The sequence below is a fragment of the Domibacillus indicus genome (assembly GCF_000970685.1).
Lineage (GTDB): Bacteria > Bacillota > Bacilli > Bacillales > Domibacillaceae > Domibacillus > Domibacillus indicus.
On record NZ_LAJB01000017.1, the window covers coordinates 62,257 to 86,926 of the forward strand.

The 24,670-nt window shown below is 45.0% G+C and carries 21 protein-coding genes; 3 read left to right on the top strand and 18 right to left on the bottom strand.

Annotated elements, in window-relative coordinates; all coding sequences use genetic code 11:
- Positions 1-11 precede the first annotated feature (11 nt).
- From VP98_RS15470 to VP98_RS15480, 3 genes are read right to left on the bottom strand one after another with little or no spacing between them, the layout of a single operon-like run.
- A complete protein-coding gene (locus tag VP98_RS15470) occupies positions 12-1,772 on the bottom strand; it encodes a thiamine pyrophosphate-binding protein (RefSeq protein ID WP_046176304.1) in 1,761 nt (586 codons plus the stop codon).
- The gene (locus VP98_RS15475) at positions 1,769-2,770 is read right to left on the bottom strand and encodes a zinc-dependent alcohol dehydrogenase (protein WP_046176305.1); all 1,002 of its coding nucleotides are present in this window, start codon (positions 2,768-2,770) and stop codon (positions 1,769-1,771) included. Before VP98_RS15475 ends, VP98_RS15470 begins: the two co-directional genes overlap by 4 nt.
- 52 nt (positions 2,771-2,822) lie before the next feature.
- A complete protein-coding gene (locus tag VP98_RS15480) occupies positions 2,823-4,268 on the bottom strand; it encodes an aldehyde dehydrogenase family protein (RefSeq protein WP_046176306.1) in 1,446 nt (481 codons plus the stop codon).
- 241 nt (positions 4,269-4,509) lie between these two features.
- Between VP98_RS15480 and VP98_RS15485 the strand changes: the two genes are divergently transcribed.
- Entirely contained in the window at positions 4,510-5,856 is a 1,347-nt protein-coding gene (locus tag VP98_RS15485) for a hypothetical protein (protein ID WP_052712270.1), read from the top strand.
- Positions 5,857-5,988: 132 nt separating this feature from the next.
- Positions 5,989-6,495, top strand: coding sequence for a shikimate kinase (locus VP98_RS15490; protein WP_046176363.1), 507 nt, complete (start codon positions 5,989-5,991; stop codon positions 6,493-6,495).
- Positions 6,496-6,715: 220 nt separating this feature from the next.
- On the opposite strand, the gene VP98_RS15495 is transcribed toward VP98_RS15490, so the two are convergent.
- The 11 genes from VP98_RS15495 to nhaC all read right to left on the bottom strand — a co-directional run bounded on the left by VP98_RS15495 (position 6,716) and on the right by nhaC (position 19,053).
- The gene (locus VP98_RS15495) at positions 6,716-7,669 is read right to left on the bottom strand and encodes a hydroxymethylglutaryl-CoA lyase (RefSeq protein ID WP_046176307.1); all 954 of its coding nucleotides are present in this window, start codon (positions 7,667-7,669) and stop codon (positions 6,716-6,718) included.
- A 3-nt stretch (positions 7,670-7,672) separates the two neighbouring features.
- A complete protein-coding gene (locus tag VP98_RS15500; RefSeq protein ID WP_046176308.1) occupies positions 7,673-8,881 on the bottom strand; it encodes a CaiB/BaiF CoA transferase family protein in 1,209 nt (402 codons plus the stop codon).
- 1 nt (position 8,882) lies between these two features.
- Positions 8,883-9,590: a FadR/GntR family transcriptional regulator gene (locus VP98_RS15505; RefSeq protein ID WP_046176309.1), complete on the bottom strand. Its 708-nt coding sequence runs from the start codon at positions 9,588-9,590 to the stop codon at positions 8,883-8,885.
- A 67-nt stretch (positions 9,591-9,657) separates the two neighbouring features.
- Positions 9,658-10,680: a LacI family DNA-binding transcriptional regulator gene (locus VP98_RS15510; protein WP_046176310.1), complete on the bottom strand. Its 1,023-nt coding sequence runs from the start codon at positions 10,678-10,680 to the stop codon at positions 9,658-9,660.
- 102 nt (positions 10,681-10,782) lie between these two features.
- Positions 10,783-12,060 (bottom strand): TRAP transporter large permease, encoded by a 1,278-nt coding sequence (locus VP98_RS15515; RefSeq protein ID WP_046176311.1) that lies wholly within the window; start codon positions 12,058-12,060, stop codon positions 10,783-10,785.
- A 1-nt stretch (position 12,061) separates the two neighbouring features.
- Entirely contained in the window at positions 12,062-12,595 is a 534-nt protein-coding gene (locus VP98_RS15520; RefSeq protein WP_046176312.1) for a TRAP transporter small permease, read from the bottom strand.
- A 72-nt stretch (positions 12,596-12,667) separates the two neighbouring features.
- Complete coding sequence (locus VP98_RS15525) at positions 12,668-13,696, bottom strand: TRAP transporter substrate-binding protein (RefSeq protein ID WP_046176313.1); 1,029 nt, start codon at positions 13,694-13,696, stop codon at positions 12,668-12,670.
- Positions 13,697-14,028: 332 nt separating this feature from the next.
- Entirely contained in the window at positions 14,029-15,240 is a 1,212-nt protein-coding gene (locus tag VP98_RS15530; RefSeq protein ID WP_046176364.1) for a CynX/NimT family MFS transporter, read from the bottom strand.
- 218 nt (positions 15,241-15,458) lie between these two features.
- Positions 15,459-16,148 carry a TerC family protein gene (locus VP98_RS15535; protein ID WP_156151413.1) on the bottom strand — a complete coding sequence of 230 codons (690 nt, stop codon included), beginning with the start codon at positions 16,146-16,148 and terminating at the stop codon, positions 15,459-15,461.
- Positions 16,149-16,221: 73 nt separating this feature from the next.
- Positions 16,222-17,271 (bottom strand): lactonase family protein, encoded by a 1,050-nt coding sequence (locus tag VP98_RS15540; protein WP_046176315.1) that lies wholly within the window; start codon positions 17,269-17,271, stop codon positions 16,222-16,224.
- A gap of 402 nt (positions 17,272-17,673) precedes the next feature.
- Positions 17,674-19,053: a Na+/H+ antiporter NhaC gene (nhaC, locus tag VP98_RS15545; protein ID WP_046176316.1), complete on the bottom strand. Its 1,380-nt coding sequence runs from the start codon at positions 19,051-19,053 to the stop codon at positions 17,674-17,676.
- A 286-nt stretch (positions 19,054-19,339) separates the two neighbouring features.
- On the opposite strand from nhaC, the gene tlp reads away from it, so the two are divergent.
- Positions 19,340-19,567, top strand: coding sequence for a small acid-soluble spore protein Tlp (gene tlp, locus VP98_RS15550; RefSeq protein ID WP_046176317.1), 228 nt, complete (start codon positions 19,340-19,342; stop codon positions 19,565-19,567).
- Between the two features lie 77 nt (positions 19,568-19,644).
- On the opposite strand, the gene VP98_RS15555 is transcribed toward tlp, so the two are convergent.
- The 4 genes from VP98_RS15555 to VP98_RS15570 all read right to left on the bottom strand — a co-directional run bounded on the left by VP98_RS15555 (position 19,645) and on the right by VP98_RS15570 (position 24,490).
- Entirely contained in the window at positions 19,645-21,180 is a 1,536-nt protein-coding gene (locus tag VP98_RS15555) for a response regulator (RefSeq protein ID WP_046176318.1), read from the bottom strand.
- A complete protein-coding gene (locus VP98_RS15560) occupies positions 21,177-22,997 on the bottom strand; it encodes a sensor histidine kinase (RefSeq protein ID WP_052712271.1) in 1,821 nt (606 codons plus the stop codon). Before VP98_RS15560 ends, VP98_RS15555 begins: the two co-directional genes overlap by 4 nt.
- A gap of 69 nt (positions 22,998-23,066) precedes the next feature.
- Complete coding sequence (locus tag VP98_RS15565) at positions 23,067-24,152, bottom strand: glycoside hydrolase family 88/105 protein (RefSeq protein WP_046176319.1); 1,086 nt, start codon at positions 24,150-24,152, stop codon at positions 23,067-23,069.
- Positions 24,153-24,166: 14 nt separating this feature from the next.
- Entirely contained in the window at positions 24,167-24,490 is a 324-nt protein-coding gene (locus VP98_RS15570) for a cupin domain-containing protein (protein ID WP_046176320.1), read from the bottom strand.
- Positions 24,491-24,670 lie beyond the last annotated feature (180 nt).

The following is a 24,670-nucleotide window of genomic DNA, read 5'->3' on the forward strand; positions in this document are numbered from 1 at the left end:
TCCTCCCTCTCTTAGTTCGTTGAAACGTGATGCACGGTTTTGCCCGGTGAATAAATGTCCATGATGTTCCAGTGACCCGCTGTCGGCACCGGATTATTGAGCATCGCAACATCAATCACGACCGGCTTATTCGCCTGGACCGCCGCTTCCAGCGCCGGCTTAAATTCCTCTGCTTTTTGGATCTTTACTCCTTCTACTCCATAAGCGCGGGCAATCGCCGCAAAGTCCGGTGAATAAGGCTCTCCATCTTTCTCAAACAACGTGCCCAGCGTTGTGCCATAGTGGGCTTTCTGCAGGCCGGCAATGGTGCCGAACGCAAAGTTGTTCATAATCACCCAGATGACAGGAATGTTTTCCTCCGCTGCTGTGGCCAGAAGTGCCGGGTTTTGGCCGAAGCCGCCGTCCCCGACAAGGGAGACTACCACGCGGTCCGGGTGCGCGACTTTTACCCCGAGTGCCGCCGGTGCTCCAAAGCCCATTGTCGCAAACCCGCCAGGCGTAAAAATAGTGCCCGGTGTTAAAATGTCAAACTGCTGGCCGACACCGTTTTTATTCCAGCCTACATCGGTTGTAATAAACGCATCACGCGGAAGAACATCGCGCACGTCCGCTAAAATCCGCTGCGGCTGCATTGGAAAGCTGCTGTCTGCTGCGAACTGCTGATTGCTTTCTTTAAATGCCCGCTTCTCTGCTGCAATCTCTGCTTTTAAGGCCTCATTCTGGCGCCCTTCCGGTATAAGACGCTTTGCCGCACGGTTTAAAACGATGAGCGCCTGTTTTAAGTCGGCAACCGCTCCGATTTCAACCGGATAGTTGCGGCCAATTTCACTTGGTTCAATGTCAATTTGAATCAGCTTTGCCGGCGGAAAGCTGAATGTGTACTCTTCTTCCCATGAACTGCTGTCCGCCTCCGCAAAACGGGTGCCAAGCGCCAGCATATAATCTGCTTCTTTGCAGGTATCATTAATGAATTTCGTACCCCAGAAGCCGGTCATGCCTAGCACAAGCGGGTTGTCATCTGCCACCGCGCCTTTGCCCATTAAAGAATGTGCGACGGGGATCCCTAAATGGTTTACGAGTTCCGCCAGCTCTTCTGCTGCATCTGCCAGCAGGATACCGCCGCCTGCATAAATAACAGGGTTCCGGGCATCCAGCAGTGTTTGAACGATTTTTTCTGCTGTTTCTTCGTCAATCGACGGCTTTTGAAGCGATTTCGTATGACGGTACTGCTTTTCAAACAGCGCCGTGTCAATTTCTTTTGAAAAAATATCCATCGGGACCGAGACAAGAACTGGACCCGGTGTACCTGTTTCCGCTAATTGAAACGCTTTCTCCAGAATTTCAGGAAGCAGATGCGGGCTGTCCACACGCCAGGCTCGTTTGACAAAAGGGCGGTAAATTTCGTACTGCGTTGCATCCGCATGAAGATTCACTTCCTGGTGCGGATGCTTGCCGTAGTAGTGGCTCGGGATATCTCCCGCAATCACGACCATTGGTATGCAGTCGAGTGCTGCGTTGGCAACACCGGTTGCCGCATTCGTCAGGCCGGGACCAACATGGCTGAGCACGACGGATGTCTTCTTTTTTGCCCGGGCATAGCCATCCGCTGCATGGGCTGCGACCTGTTCATGGCGGACATTAATAAATCGGATTGAACTTTTTTCAAGCTCGGTTAGGACCGCAATATTCGTGTGCCCGCAAAGGCCAAAGATATGTTCAATGCCGCGGTTTTCCAGGTACTTCACTAATTGTCGGGAAATCAATTCTTTCATGGTCGGGAATCCTCCTTGAAATTCAAGATAATTTTGGCACACTGGCCGGCTGCCGCTTTTTCATAAGCCCGTTCATATTCATGCAGCGGAACAATCTCCGCAATAACAGGATCAATTACAAAATCTGGATGAATCAAGTAGTCAACACTTTGAGCAAAATCAGCTGGAAAGTTATAAATAATGCTGCCGTGAATCGCAATTTCGTTACGGACAATTTTTAAAATTGGCAGTGTTGCTTCTGCTGTCAGGCCGATTAAGACGACTTTCCCGCCAGGCTTGACAATATCAACCGCTTGCTCAACCGCCTGGCTGACACCGGCTGCTTCAATAACGACATCGAATTTTGCTTCTGCCGGAACAGAAGCCGGTGTGTACGTTTGTATGCTTCCATATGCCTGTACATCCGAAAGCTTCGCTTCATTTATATCAATCGCCGTGATCGCTGCCCCGAGATGAGCAGCGAGCGCTATCGCCAGCTGGCCTTCCGTTCCGCATCCAATAACGGCAACAGAGGTTTCACCCGTTATGTTTACATGTTTTAATGCGTGAACCACAACAGCAAATGGCTCAATTAAGACTGCTCGTTCATCCGGCAATTCATCCGGCACCGGCAGAATATACTTCGCTGAAATTGTAAATTCTTCTGCAAAGCCGCCGTCTGTATTGACACCAAGTGACTTTTTGTAAAGACATAAATTTGTATTTCCTTTTTGGCATTGTTCACATTCATCACAATAGGAGTTCGGCTGAATCACAACCCGTGTTCCAACTGGTATAGCAACATCTTTTCCTTTTTCAACAACCATTCCAAGCAGCTCGTGTCCCGGTGTAATCGGATAGGCCGCATGAGAAATTTTACCTTTGTACACACCGATATCCGATCCGCAAATACCGCCGTAAATGAGTTTAATTTTCACTTCATTTTGTTCAGGCGCACGCGCTGCAGCACCTTCCTTTAACGACACATCTCCAGGTCCCGCCAGGTATAAGCTGTGCATACTTTTCACCACCACTTGTTGATCAAAATTCTGCTTTAATGTACACATCGAATCACCTCGGAAGCTGCAGAACGATCATTTTAGATTCTGTCATGTCCTCAATCGCAAAGCGCGGGCCCTCACGGCCGATTCCACTGTTTTTCACACCGCCATATGGCCAATGGTCAAGGCGGAAATTGGATGTTCCATTAAGAACCACGCCGCCGACTTCGAGTTCATGTGCTGCTTTGTAGGCAAGGTCAAGCTGATTAGTAAAGATACCTGCCTGAAGGCCAAAATCAGAATCATTTGCCTGCGCCACCGCGTCCTCGAACGTTTCATAAGGAATAATGCTGACAATCGGTCCAAATACCTCCTCGCAGACAACATTCGCCGATTTTGGCGGGTTTAATAGAATCGTTGGCTGCACGTTGGCTCCATTCTGCTTGCCTCCGCTGACAATTTCCGCTCCTTCTTTTACAGCTAGATCGATCCAATTGATAACGCGTTCGGCTGCTTTTTCATCAACAAGCGTGCCGACATCGGTCTGCGGGTCAAGCGGATCACCTACTTTAAGCTTTTCTACTTCTGTTTTCAGCTTCTCCTTAAACGCTGGAACAATTGACTGATGAACGTAAATACGCTGAACGGAAATACAGCTTTGACCAGAATTGCTGAAGCCCGTTCTCGCACACATCATAGCAGCCCGGTCCAAGTCAGCGTCTTCATGCACAATTGTGGCTGCATTTCCGCCAAGCTCTAACAGCACTTTTTTCATACCGGCAATTGAGCAAATGTTGCGGCTTGCGACAAGGCCACCGGTAAAAGAAATAACATTCACCCGCTCATCCTTAACGATCGCCTGGCCGCTCTCGACGCCGCCCAGCACCATATTAACGGCTCTTTTTGGCAGCCCTGCTTCCAGTAAAAGCTCTAATAAAGCGGTTGCAATTAAAGATGTTTGAGGGGCTGGCTTTAAAATTGTACTGTTGCCGGCCGCAAACGCCGGTCCTACTTTGTGGCAGACAAGATTCAACGGCGCGTTAAACGGCGTAATTGCTGCAATAACACCAACCGGCACGCGGAATGTAACGGCAATTGCATTTATTCCTCTTTCAGATGCATCTCCCGGCAAACTTTGTCCGTTTAAACGTTTTGCTTCTTCTCCTGAAAGTTCAAGAGTTTCTATGGAGCGGGCTACTTCATCCAGAGTGTTTTTCAGCGGCTTCCCGAGTTCCAATGAAATAAGGCGGGCAAATTCTTCTTTTCGTTCTTCTAATAAAAAGGAAGCTTTCTTTAAAATACGCGCCCGTTCATGTGCGGGAATCAAAGAGATTTCTTTTTTGGCATCAAAAGCGGACTTTAAAGCATTTTCAGTATCCTCCATTGCAGCCAGCACCTGGCTGCCAATCACTTCACCAGAATAGGGACTTTTTACTTTAACGGCTTTACGATTTTCTTCCAGCCATTCACCGTTAATAAATGGTCTTGCTTTTTTGTGTTCTAACAATTCAATCACCTGCTTTTGTTTATTAGATCGATCTAAAAATTTATCTTTTAATAGATCGATCTAATGACCGACCTATTAAAAGACCTTCTTTATTGAAAGCGTTAACACAATAATAACTGAATTTTTTTCATGCTGCAACCCTTTTCATTTTTTCTTGAAATTTGTTTTCGGACTCGAAGGATTTCGTGGACGTTTTTAAAAAACTTTGCTACGTTTAAAATCATAGATCGATCTACTAGGAGGTGAAAGAGTGGCTTTGTTTCTTTATCCAGCTTTAATTTTTTTGTTTATGCTTTCCGTTTTCTTGGATGCTTCTTTTCTTCGTTACACGGTCGGAGGTGTTGCATTTCTAGCGCTTTTGAATGCTGCCATTCGGGCAAAGGGCCTTTATTTTTATTCTGGTCTTATTTTCTTCATTATTGGATCAGCTCTTTTTTTCGCTCAGGATCTGCCCTGGTATTCCTTTTTTTTATCTTTTGATTCAATGCTCGGCGTTTTGTCTCTTTTTCTTGTCCTTCCTTTTTTAAATTCGATTATCCGTGTAGGCCATTATGATACAAATTTAAATGTGCTGCTTCGCCGCGATATCCAGACAACAGACAAGCTTTACCGCCGCAGCTTTCTTGTTTCCCATATGCTTGGCTTGTTTTTAAATATCGCGACTATTCCTCTTTTGCGAAACTCGCTTCAGCAAACATTAAAAAAGCTTCCAAAAGAAACAGCTAATTCCTTTTTGTCTGGAAGCCTGCTGCGCGGTTATGCACTGTGTCTTTCATGGAGTCCAATGGAAGTGATGGTCAGTACCTCGCTTGATTTGACCGGAATAACATATTACCAGGTAATTCTGCCAATACTGCTCATCGTCTTTCTTTTTGTGGCGATTGATTATACGCTCTCGTTTTTTAAATACCGGTCCTTTGGTCTGAATATTGCCGATGCTTTGCAGTCCAGAACAAATGTGAAAAGAAAGATGCTGGAAATGGCAGGCATGCTTCTGTTGTTTATTTTACTAACATCTGTTTTTCAGCAATTTTTTCAGAAAGGCTATTTGCTTTCAGTCGTTATAATTATCCTTCCCATTTCATTTTTATGGGCGCTGCTTATAAAAAAACAGAAGCGGTACATACGTGTAACAATTCCGCACTGGAGGGAGCGGACAGCGGGATTGTCTAATTACTTTTTCATGTTCTTAAGCGCCGGTCTTTTTGTCAGCATGCTTGCCGAATCCGGCACTCTGTCTATTTTACAGGACGGATTTCGCAGCGCTTCTGATCAAACATTGCTGTTTTACGTTATGATCGGTTTGTATTTTTTTATCACTTCACTAATCGGCTTTCACCCGCTCGTTTCAATTACCTTGCTGGGAGAACTGCTGCAGCCTGTGCTGCCGGAAGCCTCACCTGTGCCATTGACAATAGTGCTGATAACATGCAGCCTGGCGACGGTCATGTACAGCCCGTTTAATTTGTCTGTTTCCATTTTATCGGAGCTTTTGCGTATTAATCCCTTTGCTATTGTCCGCTGGAATATCCGGTATGCTTTGCTTTACATGAGTGTCAGCAGTTTAATTGCTTACGGAATCGGATTGTTTTTGTAAAATTTCAAAAAATATTTACGGCACTGTAAAGCTGTACTATACTAAATGGTAATTCACTTAGAGGAAAAGGTGTTTTGATTGAATAATGTGCGTACTTCTGCAAGGCAGAAAACGATTGTGCTGATCGGTTTTATGGGTGTCGGTAAAACGACAGTCGGTGAGCTGGTGGCAAAAAAATTATATCGAACGTTTATTGATGTAGACAAAGAAATTGAAAAAGATTTTAGCATGACGATTCCTGAAATTTTTGCGCAGCATGGTGAGCCGTTTTTTCGCAACTATGAAGAAAAGAAAACTTGCGCTCTAGCGCAGGAAAAGCTAAAAGTGCTGTCGATCGGCGGTGGTGCCTTCTTAAATCCTGTTATTCGGAAGGCGTGTCTTGATAACTGTATCGTTTTTTACTTGGACGTTGCCTGGGAAGAGTGGAAAGAACGGCTTAATCTTTTAATTGACAGCCGTCCCATTTTGCAAAGCAAAAATATAACAGAAATAGAAGAACTGTTTTATAAACGGCAGAGTGCTTATGCCATTAACCATTCAAAGCTGTCAATCAATCACCGGTCCGCTGAAGAAGTAGCTGACTTTATCGTTGATTCTTTGAAATACGCCTGGGAACTTTATGAGCCGAATAATGTGTAAAAAGGACTGTCTCGCCTTGCGAGACAGTCCTTTTCTTATTCATTAGCGGCGCAATTCCCCGGCTTTTTGGCGTATTTTCCAGAAATACTGGCGCAATAATGCTATGTGACGGCGCGATACCAAACGTATTGCGCCGTCACAGCAGGAAAGCGCGCCATTCTTTAAAGTTATCGCGCCATTACAGCAGAAAATCAAGCTGGCTTTCCCTGTAAGACCGTAGTTATCCCAACTTTGCCTGGCCTTCTGGTTTAGGGTTGAGTGCCGAACATGGCCCTGCTTGAAGCATATAGCTGCTTTTCTCGCCTGTTTTGCCAAGCATATGCTGAACTTCTTTTGCTGTGGAAATTATTTTTTCCAGGATTATTCCAGTTGCTACCCCCATTTCTTCAAACCCATGGACAAGATCTTCTGTCGCAATATTGCCTGTTGCTCCCGGCGCATACGGGCATCCGCCAAGCCCCGCAACGGAACTGTCAAAGTGGATCACGCCCTGCTGCAGCGCTGAGATTGCATTAGCAAAGGCCATGCCACGGGTATTATGAAGGTGCAATGAGAACGTCATATCCGGAAACCGGTCCTTTAACTGTCCGAGATAGCTGTATACCTGGCGCGGGTTAGCCATCCCGGTTGTATCGGCGAGAGATACTTCTTCAATCCCCATCCTAGTATATCGATCTAATATGGGTACTAAACGTTCTACCGGAACAATTCCTTCATACGGACAGCCAAATGCAACTGAAATGGAACCGCCGACTTTGACGCTGTTTTTCTCCGCCAGGTCAATAATCGGTTCCAGTGCGTTTTGTGCTTCTTCCACCGTGGCATTTGCATTGGATAAGCTGTGTGAGTCCGTTGCCGACAGCATCAGCTTCAGCTTTTTCATCCCGGCATCAATGGCCCGCTGTGCACCTCTTGCATTGGGCACTAATGCACGAAATGCCATGCCGGTTAAATCCTGTGAACGTGATACGACTTCTTCTGCATCCTTTAATTGCGGAATAGCTTTTGGATGAACAAACGAGGTAATCTCCATGGACTTTACACCTGTTTCAGCCAGCCTGCGGATAATCTCTACTTTTGTATCTGTTGGAATCCAGTCATGCTCTGCTTGAAATCCATCACGCGGTGCCACTTCACAGATGATGACTTTCTGGGGCAATGTTAGCTCTTTCATAGGTTAAATAACTCCCTTCGCTTTTAAATCCGCCATCTCTTCGGCTGACAGGCCCAATTTCCCGCCGAAAATTTCGTCATTGTGCTCGCCCAGCTCCGGTGCCCGGCGACGGATGGCACCCGGTGTGGCGGAGAAATTCGGGACAACACCCGGCACTTTGACTTTGCCGAGGCGCGGATGCTCGACTTCCACAATATTGTTCCGTGCCGCGTAGTGAGGATCATGGAAAATATCTTCAATGCTTAAAATCGGGCTGACAGGCACACCGTACGCATCCAGTTTTTCCTGCAGCTCTTTTTGTGTCAGCCCTTTAATGAAGTTCTTCACGATTTCCTGCACGTCCGCATCGTTCTGCAGACGGACCGAGTTTGTGTAATAGCGCTCATCTTCCAGCATATCCGTCCGGTTCATCGCCTCTGCCAGCCGGTTAAATGTTGAATCGGTGCTGCAGACGAGGACCACATACTTTCCGTCTTTTGTTTCATACGTTCCAGCCGGGCTGGAGTGTCCCGCAAGCCCCGGGCTTCTGCCGCGGACTTTCCCGTTTTGATCGTACTCAGCAATTAAAAACTCCAGCATGCGGAAAATCGATTCGTACAAGCCCATTTCCACGACCTGTCCTTCTCCGTCTTCCTGAACATCACGGTGATAAAGAGCGCTTACTGCTGCAAATGCGGCATAAATACCGGTAATATAATCAAGCAGTGAGTAGGATGGACTGACTGGCGGCCGGTCCGGATAGCCCTGTATATACGTGTGGCCGCTGAATGCAGTGCCCGGCGTGCCGAAGCCGGCTTTTTCACGATACGGCCCTGTCTGCCCGTATCCGGAAATGCGCACCATAATCAGCTTTGGATTAACCGCTTTCAAAACATCATAGCCAAGACCCCATTTTTCCAGCGTGCCCGGGCGAAAGTTTTCAATCAGAATATCGACGTCCTGAATCAATTTCAAAAAAAGCTCTTTTCCGTCTTCCGAATGAATATTGAGCGTGATGGATTTTTTGTTGCGGGCCAGCCCCGGCCAGCGGAGCGCTTCCCCATCCTTCCACGGTCCGACGGTGCGGAGCGTGTCCCCTTTATTCGGCAGCTCCACCTTGGTGACGTCTGCACCCAGGTCAGCCAGCAGCGTCGCGCCAAATGGCGCGGCAATCATGGTGGAAATATCTAAGATCTGCACACCCGTTAACGGGCCAACGTTTTTTTGTTCCATCTTACTCCCTCTCCTTTAATATATTTTCACGTATACGCTGCAGGTGAACCTTCATTGCCTCAACGGCCGCCTGCCTGTCTTTTCTCTTCACAGCTTCCAAAATCGCACGGTGTTCCCCAAGCGACTGTTCATACCGTGCTTCTGACTGTAGTGTCTGCTTGCGCACGGGGCGATACATGCTTAAATTGGTTTCCATTAGTGAAACAAACACAAAGTTCTGGGTTGCTTCTGCCAGCGCCAGATGAAAATTGCTGTCTGCTTCCACTTTTTCTTCTGGATTTTTCAGCTTCTCTTCCAGCACTTTTAAAGCAGCTTCCATTTTTACAATATCTTTATCTTCCGCCCGTTCGCTGGCAAGATCAGCAATTCTGGGCTCCAGAGCTTCTCTTGCTTCAATAAAATGCATGACCGCTGATTTTTCAAGAATTTCTACTGGATTAAACCTCGCATTTCCGGGCACACGTTCATCCACTTTTTGAATAAAGCGGCCGCCGCCCGGCTTTGACACAATCAGCCCTTCCGACTCCAGTACTCGGCATGCTTCCCGAAGGGAGGTACGGCTGCAGCCGAGTATTTTGGCTAACTCCCGCTCTGCCGGCAGCCGGTCACCGGGCTTTAATTTCCCCTCTTTAATCAAGTTTCGGATTTGCAGCACAATCTTTTCATATATACGAGTAGTCTGCAATTCATTAAATATTACATCATTCATGTTTAAGAGCCTCCTTTTTGGGCTATTGGGCAGTCCAATTTTCAAAAAGAAAATAGTGAAGAAATCACTATCTTCTTCCCGATGATGCGCGAATAAACAATTCAGGCTCTAAAATGATTCTTTCTTCTTCCCGTGCAGGATCTTTGATTCTTTTGTGAAGTAAATTTGCCGCGTTAATGCCAATATGCTTCGGAAAAGATTCTACTGTCGTTAAAGGAGGATAAAAAGTAGCTGCTTCTAAGACATTATCAAACCCTACAACAGATAAGTCGGTACCCGGGTGCAAGTTTAGCTCTCTCATTCGCTGCATTACACCAAAGGCTACGAGATCATTAAAACAGAAAACGGCTGTCGGCGGATGCTTATGCTTTAAGCTCTCGTCAAGCGCCTCGGCTCCGCCTTCTCTTGTCAATGCACTTTGAAAAATAAGTGATTCATCAGCAGCAAGTCCCGCTTTTTCGAAGGCAGCTCTATACCCTTCAAACCGCTTTTTCCAGGCAGAAGAATCTGATAATCCACCTAAAAAAGCAATTCTTGTGTGGCCGTTTTCAATTAAATGATCAATTGCCGTTTCGACACCTTTTTTGTAATTAATCCCAACATAGTCACAATGCAGCTCAGGAATTTCTCTTACTGCTGTTACAATGGGAACATTCCACTGGCGTATTTTTTCCACAGTTGCCGGTGAGTTATCTGATACCGGACACAAAATTACACCGCCAACACGATGTTCAAGCATCGTTGATAACAGCTTGTCCTGCTTTGTATCTGAATCAAAGGTCGTTGCCAGAAAGACGGTATATCCTTCTTCTTCAAGCTGATGATGCACACCTGTTAAAAATTCAGAATAATACGGATTGGCAAAGTCGGTCACGACAACACCGATTGTAGATGAGCTTTGTGAGCGCAGGTTGGCCGCGATACGGTCATAAACATATCCAAGCTCCTCCATGGATGCCTGTACTTTCTTTTTGGTTGCTTCTGAAATACTCGGGCTATTGCGTACAATCAAAGAAGCCGTCGCCCTTGACACTCCTGCGTGGTCTGCCACCTGCTGCAGTGTCACCCGCCCGCTTTTCTTTTTAGCCATTTCGCACACGTCCATTTCTATTTTCTGTTGCTTCTATTATATAGGACACCGCTTTCACGTCAAAAGAAAATGTGACCGGGCAGTTAGATGATGCATCATCTTTTAACTAAACCAGCTAAGCGGCACAAGCACAAGGTCCGGAATAAAGATAAGTAAAATCAGCACTGCCACTTCAATGAGAAGAAACGGCCAAATGCCTTTCATAAGGTCAACAATGCCAACACGTCCAACACCTGCTGCAACATTCAATACCGTTCCAACCGGTGGTGTCAGCAAGCCGATTGATAAATTTAAAACAAATAAAACACCGAAGTAAACTGGATCAATTCCAGCCATCGTAACAGCAGGAAGCAATACAGGCGTCAAAACTAAAATGGCCGGTGTTAAATCCATAACCATGCCGACAAACAGCACAATAATATTAATAACGATAAGAAGCATAAGCTGATTGCCGGTAAACGGTGCCAGCACATCAGATACAACAGCCGGGATTTGTGCAACCGAGATCACCCAGGCAGATACCATTGCGGCGGCCACAAGAAACATTACGACGCTTGTAGTCCGGGCCGCTTCAACCAGCACGTGATAAAGCTTTTTCATATTTAATTCGCGATAAACAACGAAGCCGACAAATAACGCGTACATCGCAGCTACCACTCCTGCTTCTGTTGGAGTGAAAATACCGCCGCGAAGCCCGCCAATAATAATCACAGGAAACATTAGGGACCATAATGCACTACGGGTTGCCGCCAGCATTTCTTTTAGCGACTTGCGCGGTGACAATTCTACTTTTTCTTTGCGTGAGACAATCGTCCAGACAATTGTCAAACCAACCCCCATCATCAGTCCGGGTACGATGCCTGCTGTAAACAGGGCGGTAATAGATACACCGCTTGTAACACCAAATAAAATCATTGGGATACTTGGAGGGATAACCGGTGCGATAATTCCTCCCGAGGCAATTAACCCTGTCGCACGGTTACGGTTATAGCCTGCTTTTACCATCATGGGAATCAGTACTGCTCCAAGGGCTGCTGTATCCGCTACAGCCGACCCGGACAGCCCTGCAAAAAGGACTGCTGCGATAATCGCTACATAGCCCATACCACCGCGAATGTGGCCGACAATGGCCATTGCAAAGTTGATAATCCGTGTGGACATCCCGCCCGCATTCATCAACTCGCCCGCTAAAATAAAAAACGGAACAGCAAGGAGCGCAAAGCTGTCGGCTCCGTTAATTAAATACTGGGCAATAATCTGGCTGTCAAAGATGTTAAGATAAATCATCATAACAATACTGCTGACTAAAAGGGCAATCGCAATCGGCATGCCAAGCGCCATGATAGCGAACAGGGAGCCGAGAAATAAACCGAGCGACATGTTAATTCACCTCTTTTACTTTCGGAGATTCTTTATAGACTTCTTCCTGCTGTTCATCAGAAGCCGCTTGCTCCCTGCCGAGCAGCACATCAATGGTCTGCGCGATAATAACCACACCCATGCCAATTCCAAGAGCAATTCCGCTTGCATAAACAACAGCGAGTGGAATGCCAGTTGAAGGAGCGGTACTCGTGGTGCTGCTCATCGTCATAAACCAGCTTCCTTTTAAAATAAGCCAAATAACATACAGCATAATTGCATTTGCCAGCAGTGTTACTACTTTTTTCGGAATGCCTTTGAGCTTCCCTGTCAGTAAATCAACGTTAATATGCTGATGATTTTTAAGCGCTGTTACTGCGCCCAAAAAAACAAGCCATATATACAAATAGCGTGATATCTCATCAACACCTGTAATACCAGAGTTAAAAGCATATCGAAGTACAACATTTGTAAAAACAATGACCGACATAACAGCTAAATTAATCGCCATAACAGCATTAATTAATTTGTCAAAGAATGTACCAAGCTTTTTCATCTGCACCACCCTTTTCTTTTGAGAAAAGAAAGCTAAGGGCGTACAGGTGCCTTAGCTTATTTCTTTTCTGCTTTATTCTACTTCCTTCAATACTTGATCCATTAAGTCTGCGCCAATTACCTCAGTATACTTTTCATAAATCGGTTCTGCTTTCGCTTCAAACTCAGCCAGCGCTTCTTCCGAAAGTTCTGTCACTGTCATGCCTTTTTCTTCAAGAAGCGCATATGCTTCTTCGCTTTCCTTTTGGTTCAATTCGCGCTGATAATCTCTCGCTTCATCCGCTGCTTTTCGAACAATCTCTTTTTCTTCATCCGATAATGTGTCCATAAACTTCTGGCTGATCATAAAAACGCTGGCATTGTATACATGGTTTGTTTTTGTTAAGTAATCCTGTACTTCAAAGAAGTTGCCCGTTGTTACATTGCCTGCCGGATTTTCCTGGCCGTCAACAATACCCTGCTCAAGAGCAGTGAAAAGCTCTGTATAAGCCATTGGAGTTGGGTTAGCACCTAGCTCTTTCCAGTAATCGATATGCATTTCGTTTTCAAGTGTCCGGATTTTTAGCCCTTTAACATCTTCCACGGATTTTACTTCCCGTTTGTTATTGGTTAATTGACGGAAGCCGTTTTCCCAATAGTTAAACCCAACAATACCCTGGCTTTCCAGCTTCGTCAGCATCTCTTTTCCAAGATCTCCGTCAAGCACTTTATACGCGGTTTCTTCATCCTTAAATAGGTAAGGCAAATCAAAGACAGTGTATTCCGGCACAAATCCTGCAATTGGTCCCGTCGACATTGTTGTTCCCTGAATAGAATTCATTTTCAATCCTTCAAATACAACACGGTCTCCGCCAAGCTGGCCATCCGGAAATACTTCTACTTTAATAGAGCCGCTTGTTTCCTTTTCCACAATTTCTTGAAACTTGTAAAGACCCTGCGTAAGTGAACGGTCTTTTGAAGTAGCAACTGCCATTTTCATCGTTTTTGCCTCTCCCGATCCGCTGCCTTCATCTGTGCCACCGCTTCCACTGCTGCTTTCTCCTGAACATGCTGCTAAAATCATCATTACTGCTGCCATAAGCAAAACCGCTGCTTTCTTCATTTTCTGGCCTCCTGTTTAAATAGATAAGATAGCGCTTTCAACGTTTGTTAAATTTTAGATCGATCTAAAATTTAACTAAAAAAATTAGATCGATCTAATTCAAAGCGATACTTTTCACATCTTTTGCGGAAGAATGAGAATTTTAAGTAAGCGCTTCGTTTTTTTCATTCTATCCTAATCATCTGAAAATTACAATGGCCTTTTTTGTTTTTTTAATGTCCGGGCTAAGCACGATAATTCATCGTGCTAGAGATCCGAACGTTCCTAAATGTGTTGGATTTATCCTGGAGAAGATAGAGACAGTCGCTTATTTCAACAGCATGAAAAGCTTTTTAAAGCTTTTCTGTCACATAGCCTTCTTTTCCCGCTGCCATGCCAGCAGCAAAAAGGCCGATAACTGCCGTAATTAACAACAGAAGAGGCACTGTCCATCCATTTAATACATCATGCAGCGCACCAAATAAAGCAGGTCCTGCTGCTGCAAACAGGTAGCCGGCAGACTGGGCCATGCCGGATAAGTCGGCGGCTTCAAAAGAATTTCTCGTCCGCAGGCTGAAAAACATCATGGCCAGGCTGAAGGCAAAGCCTCCTGCAATGCCAATTAAAATGATCCAAAGCATGATCCACTCTGTCCATTCGAATAAAATGCCGCTTAATCCTGCTCCCATAAGCAGTACAGTGGTTGCGACAAGCGGCCGCTGGCTGCTCATTCGGCCCGCAATAATGGGCACGATAAATGTAAACGGCAACTGTGTAAATTGAATGAGAGAAAGCATCCAGCCGGCTGATTCCGCCTCAAGTCCCTGCTCGTGCAAAATGTCGGGAAGCCAGGCCACAAGTGAATAAAATAAAAGCGATTGAATTCCCATGAATGCGGTTATCTGCCAGGCAAGTGCCGAGCCTTTTAACCTTGTTTTTTTGTATGTATGTTTTCCCGCTTTTAACGGATGGCGAATGTAGGGCCACTGAGTAAGCCAGACAGCAATAGCAGCTGCCGCCGGTATAATCCAAAATCCCAGAGCCGCCCGCCAGCCAAATCCGCTTGAAGCAGCGATAGGGATGCTAAATCCAGAAGCAAGTGCTCCTGACAGGTTCATTGACATAGCATAAAAGCCGGTCATAAGCCCAATTTTATGAGGGAAATTTAATTTTACAAAAGCCGGCATCAGAACATTGCAAAGGGCAATCGCGAATCCGATCAAAATTGTCCCTGAAAACAACGCTGCTGTGTTTCCGACCGGACGCAGCAGCAGTCCAATCGTTAAAATCAGCAAAGCACTGAACAGTACAACTTCCATTCCAAACTTCCGGGCCAGACTCGCGCCAAATGGCGATAGTGCGGCAAATGCCAGCAAAGGAATCGTTGTCAGGGCGCCTGCTGCTGTGCTCGAGATAAGCAAGTCATCCCGGATAATTATGGTAAGCGGCCCGACTGCAGTGATCGGAGACCTCATATTTAATGCCAGTAAAACGATGCTTAGCAGCAAAAAAAGCTGTCCGGCCTTTGAGCGGCCTTTTTCTTTTTGATAAGCTTGACTGCTCATTTCTTTTTTCTTCTCCTTTACTTTTCCCAAAAAAGAAACCCTGCCGTTAACTGGCAGGGTCAGGCTATTGACAAACGCCCGCTTTCGGTGTCACTTGCCGGCTGTGAATGCTCATGATCCCAAAAGGTCACTCCGCTTCCCAGCCGGCCGCGCTCCTGGAAAGAAAGGCGCTTTCAATCAGCCTGAGTTCCAACTTTGTTTATATTCGCACCCTGCCGTTAACTGGCAGGGTTTCTTCGGATAAAGTGAACAATGAACGTTCCAACAAACGCTGCCGCCAAAATAATAAAGAAAGTCACATGGCTTATCTCAATATGAAAAACGCTCAGCAGCATCTTCACCGATATAATCGCAATTAGTATATAAGCGGTTGTTTCAAGCTCTGGAATCCGGTCAATCAGTTTAATGAATATACCTGCGACTGTCCGCATCATTAGAACACCAAGCATTCCACCGAGAAGCAAAATCCACACTTCCTTGCTGATTCCAAAAGCGGCCAGCACACTGTCGACTGAAAAAGCAATATCCATTAACTCCACTGCGGCAACCGTTCCCCAGAACGGACCAAGCATCCGGACTAAAAAACCCTTCCTGCCTGTGTGATCTGGCTGTTTTTTCTCACTGTCTTCTTCAAAGTGATTAAAAGACAGCCAGGATAAATAAAAGGCTCCAATAATTTTTACCCATTGGATTTCCATCAGCCAGAAACCAAGCCCAATCGCAATAAACCGAAACGCATAAGCACCCAGCAGTCCATAGAACAAAGCTTTTTTCCGCTGCTCTTCAGGCAAATGACGTACCATCACAGCCAGTACAAGCGCATTATCAGCCGATAAAAGCCCTTCAAGAATAACAAGAGTGCCGATCAATCCCCAGCTGACTGGATCTGATAATACACGCATCCACATGTCCCAGTCAAAAAAAGAGGCGTACGTCTGAGTGATGCTGTCTATTGCGCTCAAATGGAAAGCCTTCTTTCAATTAATTTCCTTTAAGAAACGCTACGCACACGCCTTCTGGAACGGTTACTTCCGAGTTTGCCGGTATAAGACGGCCTGTTTCTCCATCACGCTTAAACAAAACAACATTGTGTGTTTTCTCATGGGCGACAATCAAAAACATTTCTGTCGGATCCAGGTCAAAATCACGGGGCCAATCGCCTTTTGTTGAAACAATGTCGACCAAACGAACATCCCGGCCTTCTTTTGCCGTTTCAAATACAGCAATGCTGTTATGACCGCGGTTGCCTGCATAAACAAAGCGGCCATCCGAAGAAATGCGGATTGCGCTGCCCTGGCTGTTCTCTGTAAAATCCGCCGGGATCGTTTTGTAAGAAGCAAGCTGTTCAAACGTCCCATCCTGTTCGTTAAACTCCAGCACAAGCACCTCATTGCTTAATTCCGTCATTACGTACGCCACGCATTCATTGGGATGGAAAACAAGATGGCGCGGACCAGCCCCCGGCTCTGTGCGGAAGACTGCTTTTTTCAATAAATCTTCTCCCGCTACTTCATATGTGATAATTTCATCTGTTCCCAGGTCTACTGCAATCACAAAGCGCTCATCTCTCGTTGTTCCAAAAAAATGTGTATGCGCTTTTTCCTGCCGGTCTGGATTTGGGCCTGTCCCTTCATGCGTTGCCACATCGAGCAAATCAACCAATTCGCCTGTTTCTGCATTTATACTGTACATTTCCGCTGTACCGGTATGATACTGCGCTGTGAAAGCCCTCGTACCATTTTTATTCAGTGTTACGTGGCAGGGTACTCCTTCACTGTCAAGCACATCATTCAGTTTATGAAGACGGCCGTCCTGAATGGAAAACGCCGCAAGCCCGCCGCCTTTTCCTCCTTTTTCTACGGCATATAGAAACTTCTCATTTTCACTAATCGTTACATACGTTGAATTATTTACTTCTGCTGCAACCGCAGCATTTCGGAGTTCGGCTTTTTCTGTGTCAAGCTCGAATGTATGAATCCCTTTTCCATCTTGCTTGGTGTAAGTCCCTATAAATCCTGTAAAAATTGTCATGAAAGTGCCTCCGTTTCATCTGTCGTTCGTCTTTTCCATTATATACGACACTATCATTATACGCTATGGGGCGTAAATAAGTCTTTTCTGCCAATAAATAAAAGGTCAGAATTTTTAATTATTTTTTGAAAAGATATGCTTATCCTTCACTAAAAGCCTGTTTATTCCAGTCTAACTAATAAAAAAAGTGCTTCTTAGTAGAAGCACTCAGAGTGTAGACAAAGTTAGAAAGCAGGCTGATTGAAAACGTTTGTCTTTCCAGGAACGCGGCCGGCTGGGAAGCGGAGTGACCGTTTGGGGGTCATGAGCATTCACAGACGGCAAGTGACGCCGAAAGCAAGCGTTTGTCAACAGCCTGAGTGCTTCTTAGTAGAAGCACTTTCACGCAACAGCAGTATATCATTACTTTTTATCAAGCTTGACCAGTGTAAAGCCTGTATAACCGTAAAGCACGGCGATAACAGGGTTAATAAAGCAAATAAAAGCAAACAGGGCATATTCCATGCCGATATTCAGTGTGGACATAATGAATGCACCGGTAATACCCCAGGGAACCGCTGCATGAAAAATAGTTCCGGCATCTTCAAGTGTTCTTGATAAATTTTTCGGATGAAGATTTGCCTTTCCATACGCAGATTCGAGCATTTGCCCGGGCAGCACAATCGATAAATACTGCTCTCCAATAATGGCATTAACACCCATGCAGGATAAAACAGTGGTAAGAATAACATTGCCTTTCCGGTGCAGGAAGCCGGCGACTCCTTCAATTAATGCCTGGGCAATGCCCACCTGCTGAACAATTCCTCCAAGCGCAAGGGCCACCAGGATAATGGATACACCAAACATCATGCCGGACAGCCCGCCAATTGACAACAGGCTGTCAATTGATTCTACCCCGGTCTCGGCTGTATATCCCGCATAAGCTGTATTCATTATTTCCCCAAATGAAGTCCCCGGAGATGTATAAAATGTTGTTAAAACAGCAACAAATAAACTGAGCGTCAGAGTAGGGAGCGATGCTGTTTTCCGTAAAGCCAGCACAATAATAACGAGAGGCGACAGCAGCGTTAGCGGTGTAAGGTTAAATTGCTCTTTAAGCGTTTGGCTCAGCTCATCAATTTGGCTTAAGTCTGTACTGACAAAATCAGAATTAAAGCCTATAAATAAAAAGATAACCAGCGTGGCCAGCATACTTGGAACCGCCGTCCACATCATATGCCGGATGTGCTCAAAGATATCTACCTTCGCTGTAGCCGAAGCAAGGTTAGTCGTGTCAGAAAGTGGTGATACTTTATCACCAAAAATGGCTCCGGAGACAATAGCCCCTGCTGCCATCGCCGGTGAAATGTCCATTCCATAAGCCACCCCCATTAATGCTACGCCCATCGTACTGATCGCGCTCCATGAACTTCCTGTTACAATAGAAGCGACAGCACAAATCAGCACAGCAGACACTAAAAAGAAGCGGGGAGAGAGAAGCTGCAGCCCATAGTAAGACATTGTCGGCACTGTACCATTTAATACCCAGATGCCAACCAGAATACCAATCATACATAAAATCAAAACAGATGGCAGGCCGGCAGCAATGCTTTTGACCATTGAGTTTTCGATATCTTTCCATTTATGTCCTAACAAAAAACCGTATAAAGCCACTGCCATTGCTGCAATGACAATCGGGATCTGCGGTGCAACCTGGTAATAAAGAATGCTGACGCCTAGAATTCCGGCGACTAGAACTGTCAGCAGAACTGATATAAGAAATGAGGGTTTGCGAATCGCCATAATAAGCCTCCAATATTTAACGTAAACGTATTCACAAGTAACGGAAAAAAAGCAAAAAAAATACAAATCAGGCCGGGCCGGCTTTGTAAATGCATAGCTGGCACACGCATTCTAACATACAACATTCAATGCTTACCTGCAAGATTATTTTCATTAAAATGGGTCTTTAAAAAAATCCTTTGCTGGTCTTTTTTAAAAGTGAGGATGTTTTTCCGTGAAGAATATGCCTTTGTGAAATGGGTACTCTACTGATTGTATCACCTGACCCCACAAAGGAGGAATGACAATGACACATCAACGTCCAAAACCAGATGACCGTTCCGATAATGTTCAAAAGCTGAGAGATATGGTACAAAACACAATTGGCAATATTGAAGCCGCTGAGGAATCAATGGGCTTTGCAAACGAAAAGCAGCGGGCGGCCATTAAAGCAAAAAATGAACGCCGGGAAGAGAGCATCGAGGGAATGCGCGAAGAAATTCACGATGAAGCTGCTGCCCGCAGAAGAAAATAATTATCATCAAAATAAAAAGCAGGCTGTTTCAAATGAATTGAAACAGCCTGCTTTGCTCGTATAATCTCCTTTTAATTTCAGGATAATTTCTTGAACTGTCCAGGTGAGTAATTCGTGTATTGCTTAAAGCAAATACTGAAATACTGGGGATTGCTGTATCCTACCTGGTTTGCTACTTCATATATTTTCAATTGTTCCTGCCGGAGCAGCTGCATCGCTTTTTTCATCCGTAGCTCAAGCAGAAAATCAACAAAATTAACTCCTTTTTCCGCTTTAAATTGTGTGCTTAAATACGCTGCATTCATATGAACGTAATTGGCCGTTTTTTGAAGAGTCAAATCTTCTTCACAAAAGTGTTCTTCAATATAAGCAACTGCTTTATCCACAACCGAATGCTTTTTAAGATGTGCCCCGCTGGCATGGGCTGTTTGTATAAAAAGCTCCTTTAGCTTTTCATATACCTCCTGGATTGTCTGCATTGTATTTATTTCGTGAACATGCCGTGTCATTTCTTTTTTCCACTCTCCGGATTCCTGAAAAAGCGTTACCAGCAAGTGAATAGAGACAACCTGGATGTCCTGCAGAGGGAGATAGGCCCTTTTCATCTGCTCAAGACGTTCCTCTGAAAAAAAGTTTTCTACCTCTGACACCATGCCCATTTTTGCATTTTCAATCAGCCGGCTGTCTGTAAACGCCTGGAGAAATGGCTGTTCTTCCTGGACCGAATCGCTGATGTTCTCGATAGTAAAAAAGCGGTCCTTTCCGACAATATGCCGAAATTCCATGGCTGCTGCGGCCTCCGAGTAAGCATCTGGCACATGCTCCAATGACGGACAAACCTGGCCTGCTGTAATCGTCACGGTGGTATGTAAAAGCTGCCGGATTTTTTCTTGAAAGGAACGAACCTGTTCGCTCCATTCTTCCGTCTCTGCCGGTAAAGACAAAATGGCTGCAAATTCATCTGTCCGCATCTCAACCATAATGCCCGGCGTAAAATGTGCCTGGAATGCAGAAAAAATTTGTTCTTTCAACTGACTATTTTCCGTATGCCGCCCGCCCGGTTCGTCCATTCTTACAAGAAGAACAGTAAAATACGGACCTTGAAGATCGAGCTGCAGTTCTTTTAGCTGGTTATTCAGTTCAGCCGTGTCTGCTTTTTTATGAAGAAGAGGCCGGATAAACTGCCGCTGCCTCATCGGAAGATGGTCGTCAAGCTGCTGCCTTTCTTTTTGCTCTCTTTTCCATTCAGTCCATGCTTCTTTCACCTTTCCCAGCAGCTGGCCGCGGTCAACAGGCTTAAGCAAATAATCAAAAGCACGAATGGAAATCGCTTTTTGGGCAAAGGAAAAATCCTCAAAGCCGGTTAGTAAAATGACTTTTGTGTGAGGATTGGTTTCCTTGATCTTTTCTGCCATTTCAAGTCCATCCATATACGGCATTTTAATATCTGAAATGACAATTTGCGGATTCGTTTTTTGAATCAATTCCATCCCTTTTTCCCCGTCTGCCGCTTCTCCGGCCAGGTGAAAACCATGTTCTTCCCACGGAATAGCCGTCGACAAGCTGCGCCGGATAATCCGGTCATCATCCACAATCACCACATTGCACATCATGTCCACTTCACTCCCTGTTCGGTTTTTGGTATGGTTAATGTTACGGTCGTTCCTATTCCCTCTTCACTTTCAATCACCAGTCCGTAGGCCGGCCCAAAATGCAGGACAATCCGTTCATGCACGCTGCTCAGTCCAATGCCTGTCATTTGTTTTTCCGTTTCTTTTCCATAAATCTCACGGCGAATAGCCTCTAATTTGTCTGCTGGCATTCCTTTGCCGTTATCCTGTACAGAAAGCCGTAAATGATCACTTTCTTCCTGTACAGCTACTCGAATGAGGCCCGCACCCCTTGTTTGCTTGACGCCATGGTATAAAGCATTTTCAACGAGCGGCTGGAGCGTCAGCTTCATAATTTGGTAGCGGCCGAGCGATTCGTCGAGCTGAATACTGTAGGAAAAATCATCTCCATAACGCATTTCCTGTATGAAAAGATAGTTTTGAATATGATCAATCTCTTCCTTGACCGTAATCATTTCACGGCCTTTGCTGATGCTGATTCGGAAAAAGTTAGACAGCGCACTGATCATGGCGCTTGCTTCCTCGTTCATCCCCATGTCACTTAAGCTTTTAATAGAATAAAGCGTATTATATAAAAAATGCGGTGTAATTTGTGCGTACAGAATGGCGTATTCAAGGCGCCGCTTTTCTTCCTGCTCCACTTTTACCTGGTCAATCAGTTCATTCAGCTTTTGCATCATTTCTTCTATCCCCTGGTTTAAAATGTTCATCTCTTTTGTAACGTGCTGAGAGGATTCAACAGGAATGGCAATATTTCTTTCATTAACAAGCTTCATTTTTTGAACGAGTGACTGAATCGGCCCGGTAATATAACGGGCAAATATATTAGAAAGCATACTGGCTACGATCATTAAGCATACAATAATCGTAATTGTTACATATTTAATGTAATCTACTTTTTGCAGTACATCCTCCTCCGGAAAAACCGCTGCTACTTTCCAATGATTCAAATTCATTGTATCGTAAATAACAACCATTTTTTTGCCATCCGGCTTTTGAAATTCAAATTGCCCCCGCTCTTCTGCCGCTTCCCGCGCATATTGAATAGCCGCTTCATCAATCATGTAAGGCTCATCAACCTGCTTGGATAGAACAGATCCATCCTCGCTAATAAGAGCCAGATAGCCATTTTCACCGAGAAGCGATTCACTGAAAATGCGCCCAAAATAATCGTCCCGCAAATTAAATAAAACAATTCCATGCGCTTCTGACTCGGCGGTTCCAATTAATTTAAATACACTGATAACTTTGTTGGACTCTGTATTTATCCCAAAGAAAACATCGTCTTCGTGCAGGTTTCGCCAGTAATAACCCTCTTTGCTTCCAGAAAATTTCCGCGCATATTCGCGAAAATCAAAATGGACAAAATTCGTCTGCCCGTCATTTTTGGTAATCTGAAATTCTCCATCATGCATATCGACCAGGATAGATTCAATCATTGAATTGTAGTTAATAAAAATCTCATTTAAATGGTTGTTAAAGGAAATATAATCCCGGGGAGAAATATCCTCTGGATCATTGGCGATAATGGAATTCATGATTGGATCATTGGCAAGCGAAACAAGCTGGTCAAACACATCTGTAAAGCGATTTTCCATATATCCCGTTGTTTGAAAAACGGTATCGTCAATATTCTTGTATGCGTTTTCTTTAATTTGGTCGGCGGCAAGAAAATATGAGACACCGCCCATAAACGCGATAAATAAAATCATAACCGGCAAATAAAGGCTGATAATCGTTGATTTAAATGAAAAAAAGAGATGTTTTTGAATAAACGTCTTCCACTTTTTCAAACGCATGCTTATTCAAGCCCTTCTGTCTATCGAGTATACATTTAACGATATCATCTTCTTGCCGGTTTGGATATTTTATTTTTTTGCCTGCTCCAGCGCCATTGCCGCCAGAATAAAAGCACCAACTCCATGCAGGTCATTGGCGGAAGCGGGACGGGAAACATAGTAGTCATATACACCTGCCGAAGTTCCAACACAAATGCCATTCAGCTTCCACTGCCCATTCTCTGTTTCGACCATGTGCTCCACTAATCCATCAAACGCTTTTTCCGCCTGTACCAGATACGAAGCATCTGCATAACCATTTTGAACGGCTTTTGAAATAATATAAATAAACAAACTCGTACCAGACGATTCCAGCCAGTTATCTTCAGCTTCTCCTTTATGGGTTACCTGGTGCCATAGGCCAGTTTTCTCGTCCTGGAAGTGAAGGAGCGATGGAATAAGTGCCTCTATTTCCTCAATCAGTTCTGCACGCGACGGGTGATAATCTGGAAGCATATCCAGGATGTCAATAAGTGCGGTGCCATACCAGCCGATCGAGCGTGACCAGAACTCCGGAGAACAGCCGGTTTCTGGATTTGCCCACGGTTGCTGCTTTTTCTCATCCCATGCATGATAAAATAAGCCGGTTTCTTCATCTTTTGTATGCATTCGCATCAGTTTTTCCTGATACATAACCTGCTCAATAAGCTCGGGTTCATGAAAATGATCATTGTACATAAGCGCAAACGGCCCGGCCATATAAAGGCCGTCGAGCCACATCTGGTATGGATACTTATCTTTATGCCAGAAGCCGCCTTCGGTTGTTTTATTAAAGGACCTGTATAAGCTCCGCAGTTTCTTCGCTGCGATCATATACCGTTCGTCGCCTGTTTTTCTGTATAGCGGAAATAGAAGAATGCCTACCTGAATGGCATCAAGCTCTTCTCTTGCGAACAAAAAGTTTCCTTCCTCGTCTACAAGCAGATCAACATAGCTTTTTACATATTGAAAATACTCTTCTTTACCGGTTTGTTCGTAAACACGCAGCATTCCTTCCAGAAAAACACCCTGGTGGTAATGCCAGATGCCAGCCGGGGGCAGCTCTTCCGGTGTATAGGTACTCATCACTGCCTGGCATGCCTGTTCCGCTGTTTCAATCATTGAAATGGTTTTCATATATTGTCAGCTCCTTAATAAAAATCTTCACGCTGCGGCGTAAATACGTCTAAAATAATGGACTGGTCATCAAGTGCCTTTACACCGTGCTGTGTATTAGATGGCACATAAACACTGTCTCCTTTTTGAAGCAGGCGGATATCGCCGTCCAGGTTAAATTCAAAGCGGCCTTGCACAATATAACAAACCTGTTCATGCTCATGCGAATGCATTTCTCCAATTGCGTCCTTCTCAAAGGTAACTTCCGCCATTGTCAGCGTGCCGCCGCGGCCGAGCAGCTTCCGCACCGCGCCTACACCTGCGCTTGTTTTTTCCGTCTCACTGTTTTTTACAAACATATCTTCACTCCTCCAATATAAGTAAGTAAGGCCAGCAGGGTATCTTCACTGCCTGAATCATATTTTTGCTTGATCACCAAAATGAATGAAAAGATGCCTATTTCGGCATCTTACAGTGTTAAAAAGTAGAGCCGCCAAGAATATATTCCAGTTTTGAGCTGAGATGATCTTCTTTTTAGC